Annotated in this window: 16 protein-coding genes; 10 read left to right on the top strand and 6 right to left on the bottom strand. The window is 62.9% G+C overall.

Features of this window, described 5'->3' with window-relative positions; all coding sequences use genetic code 11:
* Window positions 1–257: 257 nt before the first annotated feature.
* Genes AC5RUF_RS13705 through AC5RUF_RS13695 form a run of 3 tightly spaced genes read right to left on the bottom strand, consistent with a single transcriptional unit; the run spans window position 258 to window position 3,759 of the window.
* Window positions 258–1,007 carry a DUF6339 family protein gene (locus AC5RUF_RS13705; protein WP_494130946.1) on the bottom strand — a complete coding sequence of 250 codons (750 nt, stop codon included), beginning with the start codon at window positions 1,005–1,007 and terminating at the stop codon, window positions 258–260.
* Window positions 1,004–1,873, bottom strand: coding sequence for a hypothetical protein (locus tag AC5RUF_RS13700; RefSeq protein ID WP_494130945.1), 870 nt, complete (start codon window positions 1,871–1,873; stop codon window positions 1,004–1,006). Before AC5RUF_RS13700 ends, AC5RUF_RS13705 begins: the two co-directional genes overlap by 4 nt.
* Entirely contained in the window at window positions 1,870–3,759 is a 1,890-nt protein-coding gene (locus AC5RUF_RS13695) for a hypothetical protein (RefSeq protein ID WP_494130944.1), read from the bottom strand. The genes AC5RUF_RS13700 and AC5RUF_RS13695 overlap by 4 nt, the downstream gene beginning before the upstream one ends.
* A gap of 642 nt (window positions 3,760–4,401) precedes the next feature.
* Here AC5RUF_RS13695 and dcm point away from each other — a divergent pair.
* Complete coding sequence (dcm, locus tag AC5RUF_RS13690; RefSeq protein WP_494130943.1) at window positions 4,402–5,787, top strand: DNA (cytosine-5-)-methyltransferase; 1,386 nt, start codon at window positions 4,402–4,404, stop codon at window positions 5,785–5,787.
* A 50-nt stretch (window positions 5,788–5,837) separates the two neighbouring features.
* Here dcm and AC5RUF_RS13685 read toward each other — a convergent pair whose 3' ends face one another.
* Window positions 5,838–7,220, bottom strand: coding sequence for an MvaI/BcnI family restriction endonuclease (locus AC5RUF_RS13685; protein WP_494130942.1), 1,383 nt, complete (start codon window positions 7,218–7,220; stop codon window positions 5,838–5,840).
* Window positions 7,221–7,633: 413 nt separating this feature from the next.
* Between AC5RUF_RS13685 and AC5RUF_RS13680 the strand changes: the two genes are divergently transcribed.
* The 3 genes from AC5RUF_RS13680 to AC5RUF_RS13670 all read left to right on the top strand — a co-directional run bounded on the left by AC5RUF_RS13680 (window position 7,634) and on the right by AC5RUF_RS13670 (window position 10,767).
* Window positions 7,634–8,902: an arginine deiminase gene (locus AC5RUF_RS13680; protein WP_494130941.1), complete on the top strand. Its 1,269-nt coding sequence runs from the start codon at window positions 7,634–7,636 to the stop codon at window positions 8,900–8,902.
* 179 nt (window positions 8,903–9,081) lie between these two features.
* Entirely contained in the window at window positions 9,082–10,530 is a 1,449-nt protein-coding gene (locus AC5RUF_RS13675; RefSeq protein WP_494130940.1) for a basic amino acid/polyamine antiporter, read from the top strand.
* A gap of 18 nt (window positions 10,531–10,548) precedes the next feature.
* Window positions 10,549–10,767 carry an arginine deiminase family protein gene (locus AC5RUF_RS13670; RefSeq protein WP_494130939.1) on the top strand — a complete coding sequence of 73 codons (219 nt, stop codon included), beginning with the start codon at window positions 10,549–10,551 and terminating at the stop codon, window positions 10,765–10,767.
* A 111-nt stretch (window positions 10,768–10,878) separates the two neighbouring features.
* Here AC5RUF_RS13670 and AC5RUF_RS13665 read toward each other — a convergent pair whose 3' ends face one another.
* Entirely contained in the window at window positions 10,879–11,157 is a 279-nt protein-coding gene (locus AC5RUF_RS13665) for a hypothetical protein (protein ID WP_494130938.1), read from the bottom strand.
* A gap of 387 nt (window positions 11,158–11,544) precedes the next feature.
* Between AC5RUF_RS13665 and AC5RUF_RS13660 the strand changes: the two genes are divergently transcribed.
* The 4 genes from AC5RUF_RS13660 (at window position 11,545) to AC5RUF_RS13645 (ending at window position 17,790) form a co-directional block, all read left to right on the top strand.
* Window positions 11,545–14,328: a beta-glucosidase gene (locus AC5RUF_RS13660; protein WP_494130937.1), complete on the top strand. Its 2,784-nt coding sequence runs from the start codon at window positions 11,545–11,547 to the stop codon at window positions 14,326–14,328.
* A gap of 79 nt (window positions 14,329–14,407) precedes the next feature.
* The gene (locus tag AC5RUF_RS13655) at window positions 14,408–15,019 is read left to right on the top strand and encodes a phosphatase PAP2 family protein (protein WP_494130936.1); all 612 of its coding nucleotides are present in this window, start codon (window positions 14,408–14,410) and stop codon (window positions 15,017–15,019) included.
* Between the two features lie 186 nt (window positions 15,020–15,205).
* Window positions 15,206–15,619 (top strand): hypothetical protein, encoded by a 414-nt coding sequence (locus tag AC5RUF_RS13650; RefSeq protein WP_494130935.1) that lies wholly within the window; start codon window positions 15,206–15,208, stop codon window positions 15,617–15,619.
* Window positions 15,620–15,678: 59 nt separating this feature from the next.
* Window positions 15,679–17,790: an FAD-dependent oxidoreductase gene (locus tag AC5RUF_RS13645; protein ID WP_494130934.1), complete on the top strand. Its 2,112-nt coding sequence runs from the start codon at window positions 15,679–15,681 to the stop codon at window positions 17,788–17,790.
* A gap of 73 nt (window positions 17,791–17,863) precedes the next feature.
* On the opposite strand, the gene AC5RUF_RS13640 is transcribed toward AC5RUF_RS13645, so the two are convergent.
* Complete coding sequence (locus AC5RUF_RS13640; RefSeq protein ID WP_494130933.1) at window positions 17,864–18,355, bottom strand: hypothetical protein; 492 nt, start codon at window positions 18,353–18,355, stop codon at window positions 17,864–17,866.
* 294 nt (window positions 18,356–18,649) lie between these two features.
* On the opposite strand from AC5RUF_RS13640, the gene AC5RUF_RS13635 reads away from it, so the two are divergent.
* Both AC5RUF_RS13635 and AC5RUF_RS13630 read left to right on the top strand, forming a co-directional pair.
* Window positions 18,650–19,645, top strand: coding sequence for a hypothetical protein (locus AC5RUF_RS13635; RefSeq protein WP_494130932.1), 996 nt, complete (start codon window positions 18,650–18,652; stop codon window positions 19,643–19,645).
* Window positions 19,646–19,806: 161 nt separating this feature from the next.
* Window positions 19,807–20,727, top strand: a 921-nt coding sequence (locus tag AC5RUF_RS13630) for a hypothetical protein (RefSeq protein WP_494130931.1), incomplete at its 3' end; no start/stop codon positions are given.

Genomic DNA, 20,727 nt, shown 5'->3' with positions numbered 1-20,727 from the left:
CGTCCACTGGATCAGATGCAGGCGCTTCTCATCGTCACGTGTTTTATATTACGGAATAGAGTGGTATCCGCCGTGCTACGGAGGTAAGTGTGGCCCGTATCCCCGGAAGGGAAGGAACCGCGGCAGGGGTCAGCGGCCGTCGCCTATACCTCACCCAACCTAATCAAAGCGGTCGGCAGCGTGGCCGGCCGGACGTCAGGTCAGCAGTGCGAGCCACCGTTGGTTGTGCAGATGCCAGCGGTGGCTCGCAGGGCGACTTAGATGGCGGGCAGCGCCGGGGCAGAGTCTGCAACTAAGGATGCAATACCTTCCCGGTCGAGGGTCGAAAGGTCTCGGTAGCCGTAAACCAGGGTTATGTCCATCATCAAAGCGCCAATATGCTTATCCTTTTCGCGTCCTCCGCCCAACGCGGCATGCTCGAGCACGCTCCGGACAAGATCGGGTAGCGCACCGGCTTCTCTATCAAAGAGCGAGTTGAGGCGGTCCTCGTTCCTAAACGCCTCTCGTGTATATGCAAAAGGGTCACCACCCGCACGTGACAATGCATATTCCAAGCTCGGGTCATAGGTAAGGGATGCCACCCACCAGAGACGGGAAATCCCATGCCTCACCAACGGCCCCCGGCTGGATTTGGTCAGCAACCACCGGTCCCGAACGCGGCCTTTCCAAGTCTCTACGTCTAGGGGCCAGCGTTCCTCCATATACGCACGGTATGTAGAGAACGCCAAGTAAGTCCACAGGCGACGGTCCGCAGCGTTGGCAGGATCAAGTGCTCCCAAATATTCGTATACCCTCGGGGCATTCTTGGCATCGCGACCAGGTCCCTTGTCCACCTCCAACCGATCTGGAATTCCTAGGTCAAGTGGTAGCTCGAGTGTGTTCTGCTCTCGGCCAACGATTATGTCCGCGTGGGCTAAGAAATCTTCGGCAGTGTCGGCAGCCTCAAGTGCAGACTTGAGCTCCTCAAGGGCTTGGTTCGTCAACGCGCGTGCGCGATGGTCAATCATGATTCGTCTCCCACACTGTCGAACGTCTTATTTAAAGAGATGTCTAGCGGATTACCGAGAATTTCTTGAGCGAGCTCGAATGGGCGTTGGTCAGTTGACCGCGCGTCCTCGATCAGCTGCGTCACCGCGTGGTACCACTTCCTGTCGGTCAGATCCTCGCCTTGGTCCCCATCTGCGACATTTTCTTTTATGTAGGAGATGGTTTCCATGAGAGCAGGAAGGACAACCAAACTGATTTGCAAGTCTTGGCGTTCCCTCAGCATGCCAAAACCATGTAGGAGAGGCTCGGGAAAGGCCACTAGGATGTGATCGTCGTCATCAAACCTTACCCTCAATCCTCTCTTTACAGTGGAGTCCGCGACGAACTGGAAGCATGATCCGAGCGGCGGGCGAAGGGGATCGTACAGCTTGTCCGCTTCAAATTCGAGTACACCGCCGTCGGCGATGATATCTCCTGGAAGGAGTTGAAAGGTCGCACCGCCATAATCGTGATGCTGACGTGTAAGGCGGTATTCAGGAATGGTCGTTGCGGCAATTATCCTGATATCGACTCTGACTTTTCCCCGTACAGACTCCTGCGCAATCCAACCGATGTAACTGGTGCTATCGGCATGGTGGAAGGTCGGTTCCGCGGCCAAGTCCCCGCTGGAAATAGTGGAGCTGCAAGACCAGCGGAAGCTAAACCGAGCGTGGCCCTCGTCTAAGAGAGACCGTATCTCTGGATCGTTCATGCGGATCTGGAACCGGATCTCTATGTCGTCGACGCTCGGAGCGAACGAAGCATTGAAGACCTGGATGTCTGCATTGACATCGTCAGAATGATCGAGAACTGGATGAGGGTATGAACCTCGAGTGCTGTTACTCATTTGATCCCCAGACGGTAGCGATGATTGGAAGAAAGGGTAAGCCGTACTTGAGAGGTGACCCCGGCCATTAACTCGAGTTGGATGAGTGTGTTGCCCTCGTGTTTCACGGGCGAAGTGGCCCCTACCGACATAATCGAGCCCGACTCAATGGGTAGAACGTAATCTTCTTCGATGCTCCCGCCGGGGCCAACAGCGACGAGTTCCAAGTCGCCAGAGACGTCTTCGGCAGGAGTCAATGCGAGGCATATGTCTCCCGTGGACGCATCAGACCAACTACGGAAACGCAGACCGCGAGCGCTGATACGTCCTGTTCCGTTTCCTGGCGTTCCAGTTCCCGGGAAAGTTCCACCCTTCTTCTTGCGCTTTTTGTTACCTCCGTTTTTCTTACCCGTCGGGCTCTCTTCAGCCCCTCCTGTCTGAGCGGTAGTCCGTACGCCGACGCTGACCGTCTTCCGCGCTGGCGTAGTGATTGGTCGCTGGGCACCTTCACGTCCGCGCACGCGGCTTGACTCATCATCGGTGCCAGTCCCGTCATCGGGCACTCCACGGCCCGATTCCGGTGCTATAGACCTGTCTTCGAACAACGCATCAGGAAGATATTTGGACAGTCCCTTAACTTGGACTTGGTCACCAATTTGGTCCTGTACACGGCTTTTAAGTCCGTTGCGGACGAATGTCTTCAGATCAGCAACGATCTTAGATCCGTAAGTTTCACGCATCGGATCCCACCTATTGTGCTCGGGTGGCTCAAGTCCACGCAACAGTGTATTTCCCTCGTCGCCGGAACACTCCAACAGGGCTGAATATTTGACCGGTATCGAGGTGTGCTTGAAAGTGTCGATTTTCATTAGAGGTTTACGTACGGTGACCGTGTGCATCGATCGCTCGAGCGTGTCATCAATACTGATGTAAAGCTTGATTTCTCCGAGTAGTGGATGGTTATCGATAATCGGGCTGGGGTCTTTAAGAGCACGGTAAAACGCCGCCGACTCACTGTCTACAACGACGTGTTCTTGGAGACTGGCGCGGTCAAGCCGCCAAGAGCTTGTAGGCGTTTTGCCAATCACGATCAACTCTCCCCGGTCTATAGCCACTAAGAAGTTTCGCATTGCCTCGATTTTGATCCGACTCAAATCTGGGTCCGAATCAGCCATCCGGTATGCGAGAACGTATAGATCTGTTCCCGGCTCACTGCGGGTTTCGAAGGGGGTAATGGGAGGAGGGTTTCTGAGGTAGCTAAAGTCGTCAGTACATGCACGGTCGGTAAAGAAACCATCACCAACGCGCCATATTCCTTGTTCGTCCTTATGGGTTGCTAGGCAACTGTAGCCAGCAAAGATCACCTCAGTTCCATCTGAGGACAATGACGTGTAGAGGACAGTGTTCATATTGGATGCCATTGGACCTACCGCGGATCCGATACCAAAAGATCCGCCGCGCGATCCGTCGTCAGCAGATATCCCTGCACCTCTAGTGAGGGCGCTAAGTGGAGACTTCGGATCGTGAATAGACTCGGTTCCGTGGAGACCTTTGGTTCCATAGTCGCCTATGCGCAGAACCTGAATGGTGTCTTTCCTTGCCGTTTGCTCAGCAACTTCCATGCTGGCATGGCCCTGTGATCCCCGAGTTTGCTCTTCCACCTGTTCCAAGTGGCGACTTAGGTCGTTGATGCCTGGGATGTCGGCAGTCGCCACGCTCGCCAACTCAAATACTAGTGTGACAGGATCGAGGCCGGCTCGGGCGTCAATAGAGTTCTGTCCCGTTTCGCGGACTAGCGAGGATTCAGCTCTTGAACCTTCAAAAAACTGTTCCGCCGGGCTAATTGCCCCTTGTGTTGCTCCCCGGCCAGCGCGTTCGAAGTAGAACCCAAAATCTGGTTTATTCATCTGAATGAGACCTTCCTAGTTGATGGTGTTTCTGGGTCGAAGAGTGCGCGGACCTCTTTGAGCTCTGTTTCTATTGGACGAAAAAGCGCTTCCACTTCGTCGGCGGTGTACTCGTAGTTCTTCTTATTTGCTAGGTTCCCGAGCAAGGAAATTTCTCTGATCAGCCGGTCACCCCTAGTCGCGGCGAGCCGACGAAACCTCTCGTTACGTGATTCGCTAGACATTGGCACCAAAGAATTTATCGGACATATAGCGACTATATATCCGAAATGAAGGTTGTCAACCCCTCGGGCAAGGGTTTTTGAGGCACGCTCGCCCCACTGCCGTAGCTGTACATGTTGGAAGGTGCGACACATCTGGATGTGTCGCATGGCTATGGTTGCACTTACGGCCCAGTAGATAGAGGAGCCGCGCGGACCGGGCCGACCGCTCCCTGAATCCTGGACCGTTCGCCTAGAACAGGTGACGCTGCGAGGATGCGTCAAGCGATCTATTGCTCCTCAGTTGGCGCTTCCGCCTCCGTAATGCCTCTTGGTGGATGCAGCGGCGCCCCGGAAGACGGCCCCACGTCTGAGATGTCGAACATATATTCGATCTAGATGGCGTGTCGACTTGCAAGACCAATGGCCATGGGGAATATTTGTGGACAGTTTGACCCCTCTTATTCCCCTGATTGGACTGTGGATGACCTTTGCATCGGCTGAAGAAGCCCGAATCCCGCGAACTTTGCTTGAGGAAGAAGGTTCTTCTCCGAGAGCGTTGCTTCTCGAGCTGCGCAGAACTCACAGCCAAGCGAAGCTAGCTACCTTGCTCGAGGTGTCACTGAAGACCGTGGCCCGGTGGGAGATGGGCGAAACTGAATGCCCGCCCTACCTTCGAGCCGCTCTCCTCGATATCAGGAAAATGCAAGGGGAAGCTACTGTTCCTCCTCCATCAGGTAAAGCAACCTTCAAATTCGTCGATCTATTTGCCGGGATAGGAGGTATTCGACTGGCTTTCGAGGCCATTGGAGGTGAATGTGTATTCACGTCTGAATGGAACAAATACGCTCAGCAGACATACGCTAGAAACTTTGGGCATGTTCTCCCTGGTTTTGTTGATGGGTTACATGAAGACACATCAGGTCATGTATTCGCCGGTGATATCACTCGAGTAGACACGAATGCTATTCCTGATCATGATGTCCTGTTGGCGGGCTTTCCATGCCAGCCATTTTCGATCGCTGGCGTGTCGAAGAAGAACTCGCTTGGTCGTGAACATGGTTTCGCCGACGCTACTCAGGGGACACTGTTTTTTGATGTTGCGAGGATTATCGAGCAGAAGCAGCCGCAGGCATTCATGTTAGAGAACGTGAAAAACCTCTTGTCACACGACAAAGGGCGTACTTTCAAGGTGATCGAGGAGACCCTGCGTGATGAACTTGGTTACGCTATCCGCTTCAAAATTGTTAACGGCGCCTCCTATGTTCCTCAGGGCAGGCAAAGAATTATCATAGTTGGGTTTAAGGACCCAAGCGTTTTCGAGGGACCCGAAGGATTCGATTTTGCGAACCTTTCTTCCCAAGTGGCTCCTGATGGCAGTTCAAAAATGATAAATCCTACGATGGTCTCGGTTCTTCACCCAGAGGACGGCTCGGAATCTAGTGAGTCTCCCTACACTGAAGGAGATCTGGCGACTGTCAATGAGAAGTATATTCTTACGCCAAAGTTGTGGACATACCTAAAGGATTATGCAGCTAAACATCGCGCAGCTGGTAACGGCTTTGGGTATGGGCTGGTCGGACCTGAGTCTATTGCTCGGACTCTTTCTGCTCGTTATCACAAAGACGGGTCAGAAATTCTCGTATCCAGGGGGCTGGGTGAAAGGCCACGGCGACTAACACCCAGAGAGTGTGCACGATTGATGGGCTTCCCGGATTCCTATGAAATTCCTGTATCCGATACTCAGGCCTATCGCCAGTTCGGCAACAGTGTGGTCGTCCCTGCTGTTGCCGCTGTTGCTGAGGAGATGAAGCGCTTTATTCGATGACGGGTGGGGGAGGCATGTGCTGCCTCCCCCACCCCCGCGATCGCTTTGCCCTAGTCGTTTGAAAGATCTGCAGTCTCGAACTCGTCGTACAAATTGTTCAGCATCTTGTGCTTAATGCGTATCTGGTTTCGGGGTTTTGATTGCCATGTACCGTCAGCTCTAAGGACAGTATTGCAGCCGGGATCGTAGGAGATGTGACCTTCAGCGAGTGCTTGCAGAAATTGTAGGAATGACGTTCCTATGCCCAATTCGGTGCGGCTGCCAAAGGAAAACTCAACTCCAAGTTCCGTGGTCCTGCGACTCATCGACGGAATGTATGCAACGAAGGAATGTTTGCGTTTCCAATGCTGCAATAGCTTGGCGAAGGACCACCCGGCTACGACCTCTCCCTGTGGGCTGAGTAGTTTTAGTGCGCCGTCCGACAAGACTCTGTCCTCGAGAAGCGTGGCACTGGGGTCGTATCCTTCAAGCTCTAGGCTGAGCCCAGTTGTGAGGTTAGGGCCACGACCAATGAAATGGCGTCCGGTGAAATCAAATCGGTTAGCGCCGCGCTGGCGGCCGTAACGACGCACGAACCAGGTCGTGTCGTGTGTAGCGTACAAGCCGAGGTCAGGCTGAGGTGTGAAGAGCGTTACCGGTTTATTGGCGGCTCTATGCCACCCTGCTACTCCATATTGTTTGACTTCCCAACCAGCGAAGTCGGGCTCAGCTCGGCCGTTTGCCGTGATGCCTAAGTGCGCCTCAAGCGTGTGGCCACCACACCTATTCCCAGTACATGGTCCAAATGTTCCGTCCGCTTGTAACTGTGCAGCGGGTACCCATCCAAGGCGGTGGATGCGACGGAATTCGTTCAACAAGAGGCTGCGGCCGAGTGTGGCGGGTTCGCTCTCGCCCCCTAGGAATGCTGTGAGGAGTGAAGTATCTTCGGAGTCGAATTTGGCTCTGATCTCTGCAGCTGCCGGGCTGGAGCTGCTCACCAACGTGCCGTAGACCCGCTCATCGGGTCCGACACCGATCAGAAGTATGCGGCCCGGTTCCTTACCGCGCAGGGCAGGATTTAATAGCTCGCGCGGTGCATCAAGGCTCTCCCGAAGAAAACCTGAAAGGCGAACTTCGGGGTATTGAGGGTAGTAAATAATTTGTGCGTTGGGTGCGGGTGACTCTCCGTCCGGATGTACCCAACTCCAGTTGATCCGGGCTCGGTAGATCGGACGAGAGGCGGAATTCGGTTTCTGCGAAGTCCCCGGAAACTGCTCCACCTGCCCGGATGGAAGCATTGATACGGCACTGAGGTCCTTGCCCATATATATCTGGTTTTTGGAGTTATTATTGGGCCCGAGTACTTTGAAGTACCCAGATGTGCAGCCGCGATCTATGAACATCGAGCGGACAGCCGCGAAACTTATCGTGTCTTGCCAAACTGTTGTTTTCACGCATTTAGCCTAACTTAGATGGTCGGGGGTTCGCGGATCGTTTTGAGGTTTTGACAGCGCATAGGGGCGCTTTGAAAGCTGCAGAACGTCCCATGAAGTTTTTGGAATTTTTCGCGCGCCATGCAGCGTGTGGCATCCGAGGCACAGCACGGTCGATGAACCTCATATGCCTTCGGTCGCCGCTGGACCAGTGATTGATACATGGGAGCCCGAACGTCCGCCCAGTACCACTGAATCAGGAGCCAGTACGTCGCAGGATTCGCATCCTTACGTTCCTGCCGGGTAGCGCCCGCATCGGTGGGGCGGTGGCCAGACGTAACGAGCCGGCAGTACGGGATCAACGTTCGCCGAATTCGGCCCCCACACCTCCGTCTGCAAGGATGCTTCTAAGCCTGCTGATAAAGGAGTCACCCATGCCTTCCCCCGCCCCCGCCGCACAAGGACCCGCCGCCACCTACGGCGTCCACTCCGAGGTCGGCAAACTGCGCAAGGTCCTGGTCTGCGCCCCGGGCCTGGCGCACGAACGACTCACCCCCACCAACCGGGAAGACCTGCTCTTCGACGACGTGATGTGGGTGGAGAACGCCCAGCGCGACCACGCCGACTTCGTCACCAAAATGACCGACCATGGCGTCGACGTCGTCGAACTGCACGACCTGCTCGGCTCCACCATGGACATCCCCGAGGCAAGGGCCTGGCTGCTGGACCGCAAGATTATCGCCAACCGGGTCGGCCTCGGGCTGGTCGCCGGCACCAGGGCGTTCCTGGATTCGCTCACCGGCGCGGAGCTGGCGCGCTTCCTCATCGGCGGGCTGACGACGTCGGATGTTCCCGATGACTACCTCGGCAGCTATATCGCTCTGGTCCGGGAATCCACCGGCCGGCCCGAGTACCTGCTGCCGCCGCTGCCCAACACCCTCTACACCCGGGACACCACCTGCTGGATCGGCTCCGGGCTCACCCTGAACCCGCTGTACTGGCCGGCCCGGCACGACGAGACCCTGCTGATGCAGGCCATCTATAGGTTCCACCCGGACTACGTTGGCGCGAAGATCTGGTGGGGCGACGCGGAAAAGGACTGGAGCCAGGCCTACCTGGAGGGCGGCGACGTGATGCCGGTGGGCAACGGCACCGTGCTGCTGGGCATGGGGGAGCGGACTTCCCGGCAGGCCGTCACCCAGCTCGCGCAGGCCCTGTTCCAGGACGAGGCCGCGGAGCGGATTGTCGTTGCCGGGATGCCGAAGCTGCGCGCCGCGATGCACCTGGACACCGTGTTCACCTTCGCGGACCGGGACCTGGCCACCATCCACCCGGCCATCGTGGACGGCATCCACCCCTTCACCATCCACCCCTCGGACAAGGCCCCCGGTCTGGAGGTCCGCGACCACCGGGACCGCCGCTTCGTGGACGTGGTCGCCGAGGCCATGGGTTACAAGCAGCTGCGCCTGGTGGAGACCGCCGGGGACTACCACGCCACCGAACGCCAGCAGTGGGACAGCGCGAACAACGCCGTCGCCCTGGAACCGGGCGTGGTGTTCACCTACGACCGCAACACCCAGACCAATGCCGCGCTGCGCAACGCCGGCGTCGAGGTCATCCCGATCGTCGGCGCCGAGCTCGGCCGCGGCCGTGGCGGCGGACACTGCATGACCTGCCCGATCATCCGGGACGGGATCGAGTAACGACGACGACGGCGTGCCGGATGCGGGTGCCGGCCGCCGATTCGGAGCCCGCCGTCTCCCTCTGAGAGGATTGTGGTGAGCCGCTGACGGAGGAGTTCCCCGCAGGAAGCGGTCGGTTTCTCCACAGATGTCTAAGCGGTGTTGCCTCAGTGACCGCTACATCCGATTGGAAAAGAACCGTGTCTAATGCGCCTGCTTCGGGGGACAAAGCCCCAGCGGCCAAACTTTCCCTGCTGACCCTCACCACGGTGGTGATCGGGTCCATGGTCGGGGCCGGGGTGTTTTCCCTGCCCCAGCGCTTCGCCGAGGAAACAGGGGTGTGGGGTGCGCTGGTCGCCTGGCTGATTGCGGGTTCCGGCATGCTGATGCTGGCTTTCGTGTTCCAGCGGCTGTCCATGCGCAAACCAGGGCTTGATGCAGGAGTCTTCGCCTACGCCAAGGCCGGCTTCGGAAATTACGTGGGGTTCTTCTCCGCAGCGGGTTACTGGGCCAGTGCCTGTGTTGGAAACGTCACCTACTGGGTGCTCACCATGTCCACGCTGGGAGCGCTGTTTCCACAGCTGGGCGCAGGGGACACCCTCCTCGCCGTCGTGCTGTCCTCGGCCGGGCTGTGGGGATTCTTCTTCCTGATTAGGCGTGGCATCAGGGAAGCCACAGCCATTAACCGGATAGTCACGATCGCCAAGGTGGTTCCCATCCTGGTCTTTGTACTGTTTGCCGTCTTTCTGTTCGACCCCGGCGTCTTCGCGGGAAACCTTAGCGGGGCGGACTATACGGGGCCGCTGTTCGAGCAGGTCAGCAACACGATGCTGGTTACGGTGTTCGTGTTCCTGGGTGTTGAAGGTGCCAGCGTGTATTCGCGCCATGCCCGACGGCGGGAGGACGTTGGCAGGGCGACCATCCTCGGCTTCCTGAGCGTCTTTGCCATCTTTGCCTCCGTCACGATCGTTTCCTACGGGGTCCTGCCGATGGAACAGCTCGCCGAGCTGCGCCAGCCGTCCATGGCGGGTGTCCTGGAAGCGGGGGTAGGGACCTGGGGGCTGGTGTTCGTCAGCGCAGGCCTGATCATTTCTGTGATGGGGGCTTACCTGGCCTGGAGCCTGATGGCAGCGGAGGTTGTGTACATAGCCGCCATGGAGAAGGACATGCCGCGGTTCCTGTCCCGGGTCAGTGCGGACGATGTCCCGGTCAACGCGCTGCTGCTGAGCACACTGCTCAGCCAGCTGGTCATGGTCATAACCTACTTCTCCGAGGACGCCTTCGACTTCGCACTGGACATGACCGCGGTCCTGACGTTGTTTTCCCTCCTTTTCGCGGCCCTCTACGCTTTGAAGCTCGGCTGGAGCGGCGAAACGTATGAAGGAGCACCGAGCCGCACCCGGCGGGGCGACCTGGCCATTGCCGTCACTGCCACCATTTACTCGGTGTTCCTGGTCTACGCCGCCGGGCTGCCCCTGGTGCTGCTTTCGATGATCTTCTACGCCCCCGCCACCGTTCTGTTTGTGATCGCGCGCCGTGAACAAGGGCTGCGCGTCTTCCGGGGAGGGGAGCTTCTCCTTTTCCTTATGACATTGGCCGGAGCGGTCGCAGCCGTGCTCGCCCTGGCCCGGGGCTGGATAGAGCTCTGAGCTAGCGGACCCGCGGGCATGGTGTTCAGCATGAGGGCGCCCAGGCTCCCACGCCAGCGTCGACGTCGACGTCGTCGAACTCCCTGTCTTCTTGCCAGACGTCTGGAGATCCGCGACCACCGCGACCGCCGCGACGCCGGCGTCGAAGTCATCCCGATCATCGGCGCCGAGCTGGGCCGCGGGCGCGGCGGCGGGCACTGTATGACCTGTACGATCATCCGGGACCCGCTCAAGTAAGCAGCGGTAACGACGACGACGGCGACAGTGCCGGGGAGGCGCGGACACCTTACTGGTGTTTCCCAGCAGACGGATCCACGGCTGCACCGGCAGGCAAATCGGCTGAGATTCTCACCTCAGCCCCCGGGCCGAGAGGTTCCGCCAGTGCAGGACCACCGCAGCAATGATGAGCGGGACGTGGATGGCAGGAAGGTTTCGAGCCAGCCACCGCGGGAGATAGATGTCGGTGACGGACCCGGTGGCATCGCCAAGGTCACGTGCCACCGCCGTCAGCGGGCAGTGGAACCCGTTGCCGGCGAAAACCAGAATCTCTGCAACGACCACACCGGCCGCGATCCCGGCCCTCCGGTCCGACCGCTTCCGGATCCCGGCGTACAGAACATAGAGCATGCAGACCTCAATGGTGAACCAAAGAAACGTGTGAAAAGCCTTCACTGCCCGGAGCCGTACGCCGTGTTCAGCCATACCCAATTATTGGTCCCGCCCGCGGAGAATGTCCGCCCACAGCCTGAATCAATCCGCGACGGCAACGCCAATCTCCCCGCCCCGCCCCCAACCCCGCGCATCTCGGTTGACCCCGTCCGAACGCGTCCATAGCGTTCCCCCATCACTCGCCGCCCCAGCATCACCGGGTCCGGCAGGTTAGCGGCCGGGGCCGCCACATCGGGGGAGACGCAGGTGCCCCGCCGTGCCCTCCGCCGCCGCCACGCGGCAGCGGATATCCAGCGGTAGCCGCCGCGCCCAGGGGGTGAACGCGGCCCGTATGAGGGAACCACCATGGAAGAAAACCGCAGCACCGGCGGGCCGCCCCGCCGTCATACCGCCCCATCCCCAACCAACCCGACACGAACCCCCGGACGAACAACAAGACGAACCACAAGACGAGCGGTTGCCCTGCTGGCCGGGACCCTGCTCGCCGTCACCTCCTTCCTACCGGCCGCCAGCGCGCAGGAACTGCCGGGCGCAGACCCGGCCAACAACCAAAACCCGGCCATCAGCCAGGACGCCCCCGGCCCCCTGCAGGACGAAGCGGACCAGCCCTGGCGGAACACCGCACTGTCCCCGGACCTGCGGGCCCTGCTGGTCGCCAACGCCATGACCCTGGAACAGAAGGTGAACTACCTCATCCAGAGCGGCGGCCCCGGCGTACCGGAGCTCGGCCTGCCGGCCATCCGCAGCAAGGACGGCTGCTGCGGCCTGGCGCTGGAGGACACCGTGACCACCGCGCTGCCGGTCGGCGTCGGCCTGGCCTCCACCTTCAGCGACACCTACGCCCGGGCCTACGGTGCCGTGGGCGGGGAGGAAGCGCGCGCCACCGGCTGGAACGCGCTGGCCGGGCCCACTATGGACCTGGTCAAGACCCCATACAACGGGCGGATGTGGGAGGACCTGGGGGAGGATCCGCTGCTGAGCGGCTCCACCTCCGCCGCCCAGATCCAGGGCGAGCAGGGCGCCGGCATTTCGGCCCTGGTCAAGCACTACAACCTGAACAACTTCGAGTCCCGGCGCGGACACGTGGACGTGGAGGTCGATGAGCGGACCCTGCAGGAGACCTACACCCGGCCGTGGGAAACCGTGGTCAGGGACGCCGATCCGGGCGCGATCATGTGCTCCTTCAACCAGGTCAACGGCGAGTTCGCCTGCGGCAACGATGACCTGCTGAACCGGATCCTAAAGACCCAGCTCGGCTTCCCCGGCTTTGTCTCCTCGGACTTCAACGCGGCGCACAGTTTCGCGGACTACGCCGCGGGGCTCGACGTCGCCGGGCCGGGCCTGGAGTTCTCCGGGCCGGCGCTGCTGGCGGCGGTGCAGAGCGGGGAAGTCTCCGAGGCGCGGGTCACCGACGCGGTGCGCCGGGTGGCGCGGACGATGTTCGCCAAGGGCATCTTCGACAACCCGCCTCCCGGATCCTTCGTCAACCCGCAGCCCACCGACGTGCCGGTGCCGGCGAACATGCTGGACGCGCATGCGGTGATCGCCGAGGACATTGCCGAGAACGCCGCGGTGCTGCTGAAGAACGACGGCGCGCTGCCGCTGGCCTCCACCACCGGCTCCATCGGGGTGATCGGGTCCGACGCCGACTGGTACATCGACGGCGGCGGGTCCGGCGCCATCCCCAACCCGGCACGGCTGACCACCATCCTGGATGGGATCACCGCCCGGGCCGGTGGCGCTCCGGTGGAATACGCTGCGGGCACCGACCCGGTGTCGCTGGCGGACACGCTGCCCGGCGCGCCGCCGATCCCCAGCACCGTGCTGACCAATGTGCAGGCCGAATACCGCAGCGGCATCAACAACTTCACCGGACCAACGGAGGTGGCCCGGCCGGAGCTGCAGATCAACCTGCGCACCGGCATTTCCGCGGACACCATCAACACCTCGCAGGTGCCGGGGCTGCCGGTTCCGCTGGTATCCGCCCCGATGTCCGTGGTGTGGACCGGAACCCTGGTGGCCCCGGCCACCGGCGATTACACGCTGACCATGGCGCACCTGGGCACCGCCCGGCTGTACATCGACAACACCCTGGTCAGCACCGGGGAAGCGGCGCCGTACAACCAGACGGAAGCGGCCATCAACCTGGCCGCCGGCCAGCAGGTGCCGATCCGGGTGGAATACACCACGGACGCGCCCAACCAGTTCAACGGGGGCCTCAACGACCAGCCCGGCGCCATGATGCGCCTCGGCTGGTTCGCCCCGGAGAACGCCCTGTCCCCGGCCATCCAGGAAGCGGTGGAGGTGGCCTCGCGCAACAGCGTGGCCGTCGTCGTCGCCCGCGACTACACCGGAGAGGCGGCCGACCGCGGCACGCTGACCCTGCCGCAGGACCAGGACCGCCTGATCCGGGCCGTGGTGGCGGCGAACCCGAACACCGTGGTGGTGCTGGCCACCAGCGGGCCGGTCACCATGCCGTGGATCGACTCCGTGCCGTCGGTGCTGGAAACCTGGTATCCGGGGCAGGCGCAGGGCACCGCGGTGGCGTCGCTGCTGTTCGGGGACGCGAACCCGTCCGGCAAGCTGCCGGTCACCTTCCCGGTGTCCGAAGAGCAGGCCCAGCAGGCGGGACAGCAGAACACCTTCAACCTCATCAACGAGGTGGATCCGGTGGTCCCGTACGTGGAGGGCGTCTTCGTGGGCTACAAGTCCTACACCACGCAGGGCCTGACGCCGCTGTTCCCGTTCGGGCACGGGCTCTCCTACACCCGGTTCCAGTACGGGAACCTGCTGGCCACTCCGGTGGTCCCCGCAGCCGATCCCGGTTCCGCCGAGGTCTCTGTGCAGGTGACCAATCTGGGCACCCGGACCGGGGAGGAGACGGTGCAGGTCTACGTGGGGAACCTGCCCACGGTCGTCCCGACGCCGGCGCGGCAGCTGGCCGGCTACGGCAGCATCACGCTGCCTCCCGGGGCAGCCGGCACGGTGAACATCGACCTGGATCCGCGGTCCCTGCAGTACTGGGACATCGCCGCCGGCGGCTGGGTCACTCCCACCGGCCAGGTGCCCATTTATGTGGGCAGCTCGGTGGATGACACCCGGCTGGCCGGGTTCATCACGGTGCAGTAGATCCGCAAAAAAGGGTCCGGAACAACAGGAGCCCGGGGCGATTCCGTCCCGGGCTCCTGTATCTCCGTAGAATCGACGGATGCCCGAAACCCTCCAGCACCCCGCGCCACCCGCCGCCATTGCCTCCACCCGGCTGGCCCGCATCGTCACCGAAGTCTCCTCGCCCACCGTCCTGGTCGGCGTCCTCCTGCTGCTGCAGCCGGTGCTGACCCCGGGCGTGACCTGGCTGCAGGCCGTCACCGCCGCGCTGTTTACCGTGGGGCTGCCCTTTGCCGGGATCCTGGTGCTGAAGCGGCGCGGCAGGGTGACCGACCATCACGTGGGGGTGCGGACGCAGCGGGCACCGATCCTGGCCGCCTCTGCCGCGTCACTGGGCATCGGTGCACTGCTTCTGGTCCTGCTGGACGCCCCGGCGGCAATGTTCGGCGAAATCGGCGGCGTGTTCATGGGCTTGGTGATCTGCCTGGCCGCGAACCTGGTGTGGAAGCTGTCGGTGCATTCCGCGGTCGCCGCCTACGTTGGCCTGACCCTGCTGGCACCGGTCCCGGAGGTCGGCGCGGCGCTGGCCCTGCTGCTGGCCTCGGCCACGGGCTGGTCCCGGGTGAAGCTCGGCGACCACACTCCCACCCAGGTCCTGGCTGGGCACATCGCCGGATGTCTGGTATTTGCCGCAGCCCTGCTGCTGCCCTGAGCCGGCGGAACAGGCACAAGACATGAAAACAACCGAACACCCACCCGCCGCGAAGAGCTCTCCGGCGGCCCGTTGGTACTCCAAAATCCTGCCGCCGGCCCTGGTCCTGGCCGCCCTGGTTATTGCCGCCGGGATCTCCGCCGGGCTGGGACCGGGAGGTGTGCTCCTGCTGCTGGCCGCGTCGTCGTGCTGCCCGGGGCCGTCTACAAGGGCACCAACGGGATGTTCCGCCGCCGCGGCATCCCGGATAGCCGCCGAACTTCACTGGTGGCCGCGCTGATGCTGGCCGCCGTCGTCGTCTGCTTCCTGCTGCCGGTACCGGCACCCGTGCCGGCCACGGCGGCCGGGCTGCTGCGGGGCAACCTGGGCCTGGTTTTCTTCCGGCGCTGGCTGAACGTGTCTGCGCATGTCTCGGTCCTGACCTTCGCCGTGTTGTGGGCGACGGCGGCCTACGGGGCCGGGTGGGCGTGGCTGGTGCTGCTGTCACCGCTGATGATTCTCAGCCGGGTGTCACTGGGGGAGCACACCCGCGCCGAGGCACTGTCCGGCGCCGCCCTGGGACTGGCGACCTTCGGCTGTTTCCTCGCGCTGAACGGCTGAAAAACCGGGGGCAACCCACCCAATGTTTACGGTGTAAACATCCGCGATAAACTACCGCTGTGAATACCAAAACCTTCCCCCACCTGATGGCCCCGGGCCGCATGGGCCCGATGGAAACACCCAACCGGATTGTCCTGCCCGCGATGGACATGAACGTTTCCGAGCACGGCGAGATCGAGCAGACCGAGATTGACCACTACGTGGCCCGCGCCAAGGGCGGCGCCGGCCTGATCATCACCGGTGCCTGCGCCATCGCGTTCCCGTACGGTGCGGCGTCCATGAAGGAGCCGGGTCTGTCGGATGACAAGTACATTCCGGGCCTGAAGGCGCTGGCCGATGCCGTCCACGCCGCCGGCAGCAAGCTCTGCATCCAGTCCACCCACCACGGTAAGGTGGCCCGCGTCGACACCGCCAACGACCGCCCGGTGCTGGCCCCCAACCAGCCGGACTACAGCTACGACATGTCCGCCCTGGCCGACAGCACCCGGGAAGAGCTGGGCAAGATGGGCGCCGCCACCGCCGGCAAGCAGACGTCCTACAAGGAGATGACGGCCGAGGACATCGCCTGGCTGGTCAAGACCTGGGCCGCCGCCGCCGAACGCATCGCCAAGGCCGGCGCCGATGCCATCGAAATCCACGCCGCGCACGGCTACATCCTCGGCGTCTTCCTGAACCAGCGCGACAACAAGCGCACCGACGAATACGGCGGCTCCCTGGCCAACCGCGCCCGGCTGGCCTGCGAGGTCATCGCGGCCGTGAAGGAACGGGTGGGGGACCGGCTGGCCATCCTGGTCCGCGTCGCCGGACAGGAATACGGCCAGGACGGCGGGCTCACCCTCGAGGAAGCCACCGAAGCCTCGAAGCTGTTCGAAGCCGCCGGCGCGGACGCCATCCACGTCACCGGCTGGGGCCGGAACCCGTTCGACAACTTCACCGACGGCCCGCTGCCCAACAAGGTGGGCGCCTACCTGGAGAACGCCGCCGCGATCAAGCAGGCCGTCAATGTCCCGGTCATCGCCGTCGGTCGGATGCTGCCGGAGGTCTCCGAGAAGGCCCTGGCCGCCGGCCAGATCGACTTCGCCGCCATGGGCCGGCAGCTGCTGGCCGATCCGGAGCTGCCGAACAAGCTGCGCGACGGCAAGTTCGACCAGGTCCGCCCCTGCATCAACTGCTACCTCTGCGTGGCGGAGAACTTCTTCGATGACACCCCCTTCTGCGCGGTCAACCCTGCCCTGGGCAACGAGGCGCTGCTGCCGCTGAAGCCCGCCTCCGCGACCAAGCACATCGTCGTCGTCGGCGCCGGCCCCGCGGGCCTGGAAAGCGCGCGGGTGCTCACCGAACGCGGCCACCGCGTCACCGTGGTGGACAAGTCGGACCGCCTCGGCGGCACCATGTGGTTCTCCACCATGACCACTCCGGACAACGAGCGGCTGCTGAAGTGGTTCAAGTCCGAAATCAAGCGCCTGAACATTGCGGTGAAGCTGAACACCAAGGCCACCGTGGAATCCATCCGCGCCCTGCACCCGGACCAGGTCATCGTCGCCACCGGCGCCGTGCGGCCCAAGCCGGACTTCCCGGGCGGCGACCTGCCCATTGTGCAGACCGGTGACACGCTGCGCGCCATGATGCTCGGCACCGCGACCGCCGAAGAAGCCGGCGCCGTACTGAGCACCCTGGGCAAGCTTGGCCGGCTCTCCGGCGTGACCAAGAGCCCGGAGTTCGTCCGCCAGTTCACCAAGTTCTGGCTGCCCATGGGCAAGGACGTGGTGGTGATCGGCGGCTCCCTGGTGGGCCTGGAACTCTCCGAATTCCTCGCCGAGCGCGGCCGCCGCGTCACCCTGCTGCACGAAAAGCAGCAGCTGGGCCTGCCGCTGGCCATGCCGCGGCGCTGGACCGCGGTGAAGGACTCCGAGAAGCACGGCGTGAAGATCCACCGCAACGCCTCCATCACCCGCATCACGCCCAAGAGCGTGGAATGGACCGTGGGTGGGGAGAGCTTCACGGCTCCCGCGGACATGGTGGTGTACGCGGACGGCACGACGTCGGCAGCCCCCTTGGCGGACGAGCTGCGGGCAGCGGGCATGGACGTGTCGGTGGTGGGCGACGCCGGCGCGGTCAACTACATCCACGGCGCCATCCACTCCTCCTGGAAGGTCGCCACGGAGGTCTGATTCCAGACAGCGGCGGCCGGGCGGTCCGGGTTCTGCAGAACCGGGCCGCCCGGCCGTTTTGCGCCCTGTCCGGCTACTTCTTCGATGCGGCTTTCCGCACCGCCATCTCGCGCTCCGACCCGTGTCCGCCCGGGCCGCGGTAGCGCAGGTCCCGACGCCCGTCGCAGAGGATGCGCAGCTCCTCGACCAGACTGCGGCGCAGCTCCATCAATTCAAACTGGTACCGCTCCGGGTCGGCGGCGCTCGCGCGCAGATACCGGGTGCAGGCTCCGGCCATGCGCATCAGTACGTCGTTGGCGCCGGACCCGGTCTGCAGATGGGACAGCGATTCGATGACCTTCTCGCGGGCGTCGGCTACCGCGGAACGTGCCCGCTGCTGCTCCGGGCCGGCCAGCAGCGGCCGCGGCTCGATGGGCGCCAGGGTCTGCTTCAGGTGCAGATAGGTCACCAGCTCGTTCAGGGCCCGGGATTCTTCCCGGCGGTCTACGGACCACCTGGCGAACCAGCCGACTACGAAGCCGACCGCCAGCACCAACACAACCGTCACAATCAGCAGCCAGTCCATGCGGTACCTCCGATAATCCGGGTCCCTCCCGGGAGACATCCGGTGAGGGTGGAAGCAGGAACGTACGCGCTGCTGCGATGCCGGACCAGAGTGGCGCTTGGAACGGTGGAAAACCAGGCGCGGAAAGCCCCGGGGCAGGCCAACTACTTGGTTACGGGCGCTCATCTTCAAGAAATTACTAGCGAGTACGCGTGCCTCCCTGGTCCGGTGCTACTCTGTGGATCGATGCAATCGCATCTATTCCTAGCGTTTCCATTTGCGCAGTCTTTCTGTCTGTCTTTTCCCGGGGGATCCATGTCATTCCAGCCGCCCAATTTTGCCCAAAAGCCCTATGCCCAAAAACCGCGCAAGAAGATCCGTTCCACCTGGGTGGTGGCGATTCTGGCCGTTCTTTTCTTCGTGTTGTCCCTGAGTACCGGTGATGGCGGCTTCGGAATGTGGGTTCTTCTTATGGGCCTCTTCCTCCTGGTTACTTCGATCTACGCACTGGTGTTCCGCCGTGCGTCCTGGGCCCGGCTGTCTTCGCCTGTGGCGCGAAAGCGTGCGGTCGCCGTCGGCGGCGCCGTGACCATTGCTGGTTTCGTCATTGCCGGCCTCACACTGCCTGTGACAGAAGAAACCGTGGAGCCCGTTGTCGGGACATCGGCAACCCCGACGCCCACCAAGACGTCAACCCCGAAACCCACCAAGTCCACCGCCGCCGTCGCTGCGGGTAAGGCCTGTGTTTCGGCCGGAGCCCGTGAAACCGTCACCTCTGGGACGGCAACGCCCACGCCGACGTCGAGTGCCAGCGCTACCGCCACACCCACCCCCACTGCTTCCAAAACCGCCGGTGCGTCCGTAGCGGTCTCAGGTGCGGTGTTTGTCTGCACCGAGGACAACAAGGGCAAGCTCGTCTGGATGGATGAGGAAAACTCCAAGAAGGTCCTCGCCGAGCGCCAGGAAGCAGCCGACAAGGAGGCCGCAGACAAGAAGGCGGCGGAGGAAGCAGCTGCGGCGGAGCAGCAGCGCATTGCCGACGAGGCCGCCGCAGCCGAAGCCCAGCGGATCGCCGACGAGCAGGCCGCAGCCGCAGCCGAAGCCCAGCGGATCGCGGAGGAGCAGGCCCGGCAGCAGCAGTACGTCGCTCCCGCACCGGCTCCGGCTCCGGCGCCCGCGCCCGCACCGGCAGGCCCCGCCGTCGTAACTCCGGGAGCTTTCTGCAGCGGCGGCGTAGGCGTCAGCAAGACAGGCAAGCCCATGGTTTGCGCTATTGCATCCGACGGTCGCATGCGGTGGAGGTCTGCCTGAGCAGACGGCGCCGGCTGCGAGAAATAACCGGAGTTTCCGTAACCCCTAGAGGTTGCCCTTGGCCCCGCCTAGCGTGGATGCCAAGGGCAACGTCCGTTAACGGGTGAAGCAGGCCCGGGACGGCCGCTGCTGACGAGCCTAATCTCTCCACTGAGGCCGCCATGCTCTACGACCCCACGCCGCCCCGCCCGCCCCGCCAGCGCCGCCCGCAGATTCCGGGGCGGACTCCGAGATCGGCGTGGCCCGTCGTGGGGATCGCCGCGGTGCTGCTCGCCGTGGCGGCCTTCTTCGGAGCCATGGGACTGGCTGCCTGGATCCTGGTAACGGGTTTCCTGCTGCTGCTCACCGGTTTGTATGCGCTCGCTTTGCACCGTCAGTCCTGGGCCGGACTGGACACCGACACCCAGCGGAAGGTGGCACTGGCCGGCAGCGGTGTGGTGCTGGCCGTCGGGGCGGTAGCCGCCACCATTGCCACACCCACGCTGGAACAGGAACAACCCACGGCCCAGGCCGAGGTGACCGTCCCGCCGTCGCCCGAACCCCGGCCCACCTCCCGCGGTGAGCTTTTGGAACGCGCACCCAGTCCGCAGGTGGATGTGGACCCGCCGACGACGCCGGCGCCCCGCACCGCCGCCGATCTCCCGCCGGCCGCAGCGGAGACGTCACTGATGAACCGGCCCTGTCCGAGGGAGGGCGCTGCCCGGACGCAGGGGCAGACCGCGTACCGCTGCACCCGGGACATGGACGGGCAGCTGGTCTGGATGGACCGGGGCTCCGCGGACCGGATCACCGCGGCTCGGGCCGCCACCGAGCGGCTGAACCGGGAGGCCGCTGCGGCCAACGCGGAGAGTGAGCGGCTGCGCGCCGATCTCGACGCCCAGCGCCAAGCCGCGCAGCAACAGGCGGCGGCGGAACAAGCAGCTGCGGAGAACGCCCGAATTGCAGCGGAGAAGGCCGAGGCGCTGCGCCAGGCGGACGCCAAACGGCTCGCAGAGGAACAGGCCGGACAGCCGCCGGTTCCGGCCCCGCCGGCCACCCCGGCACCAACACCAGCGCCGGTACCCACCACACCACCGGTGCCC

Source organism: Arthrobacter sp. Y3224198 (assembly GCF_059090025.1).
Note: the sequence above shows the minus strand (reverse complement) of the source record. Positions and strands in the feature narration are given on the sequence as shown.

Bases quoted from the DNA above. Each gene is read 5' to 3' on its own strand.
- AC5RUF_RS13700 (WP_494130945.1), bottom strand. From the start codon at position 1,873: ATGAGTAACAGCACTCGAGGTTCATACCCTCATCCAGTTCTCGATCAT.
- AC5RUF_RS13635 (WP_494130932.1), top strand. From the start codon at position 18,650: ATGTCATTCCAGCCGCCCAATTTTGCCCAAAAGCCCTATGCCCAAAAA.
- AC5RUF_RS13655 (WP_494130936.1), top strand. From the start codon at position 14,408: ATGCCCGAAACCCTCCAGCACCCCGCGCCACCCGCCGCCATTGCCTCC.
- AC5RUF_RS13705 (WP_494130946.1), bottom strand. From the start codon at position 1,007: ATGATTGACCATCGCGCACGCGCGTTGACGAACCAAGCCCTTGAGGAG.
- AC5RUF_RS13640 (WP_494130933.1), bottom strand. From the start codon at position 18,355: ATGGACTGGCTGCTGATTGTGACGGTTGTGTTGGTGCTGGCGGTCGGC.
- AC5RUF_RS13670 (WP_494130939.1), top strand. From the start codon at position 10,549: ATGGTGTTCAGCATGAGGGCGCCCAGGCTCCCACGCCAGCGTCGACGT.
- AC5RUF_RS13695 (WP_494130944.1), bottom strand. From the start codon at position 3,759: ATGAATAAACCAGATTTTGGGTTCTACTTCGAACGCGCTGGCCGGGGA.
- AC5RUF_RS13665 (WP_494130938.1), bottom strand. From the start codon at position 11,157: ATGCTCTATGTTCTGTACGCCGGGATCCGGAAGCGGTCGGACCGGAGG.
- AC5RUF_RS13660 (WP_494130937.1), top strand. From the start codon at position 11,545: ATGGAAGAAAACCGCAGCACCGGCGGGCCGCCCCGCCGTCATACCGCC.
- AC5RUF_RS13680 (WP_494130941.1), top strand. From the start codon at position 7,634: ATGCCTTCCCCCGCCCCCGCCGCACAAGGACCCGCCGCCACCTACGGC.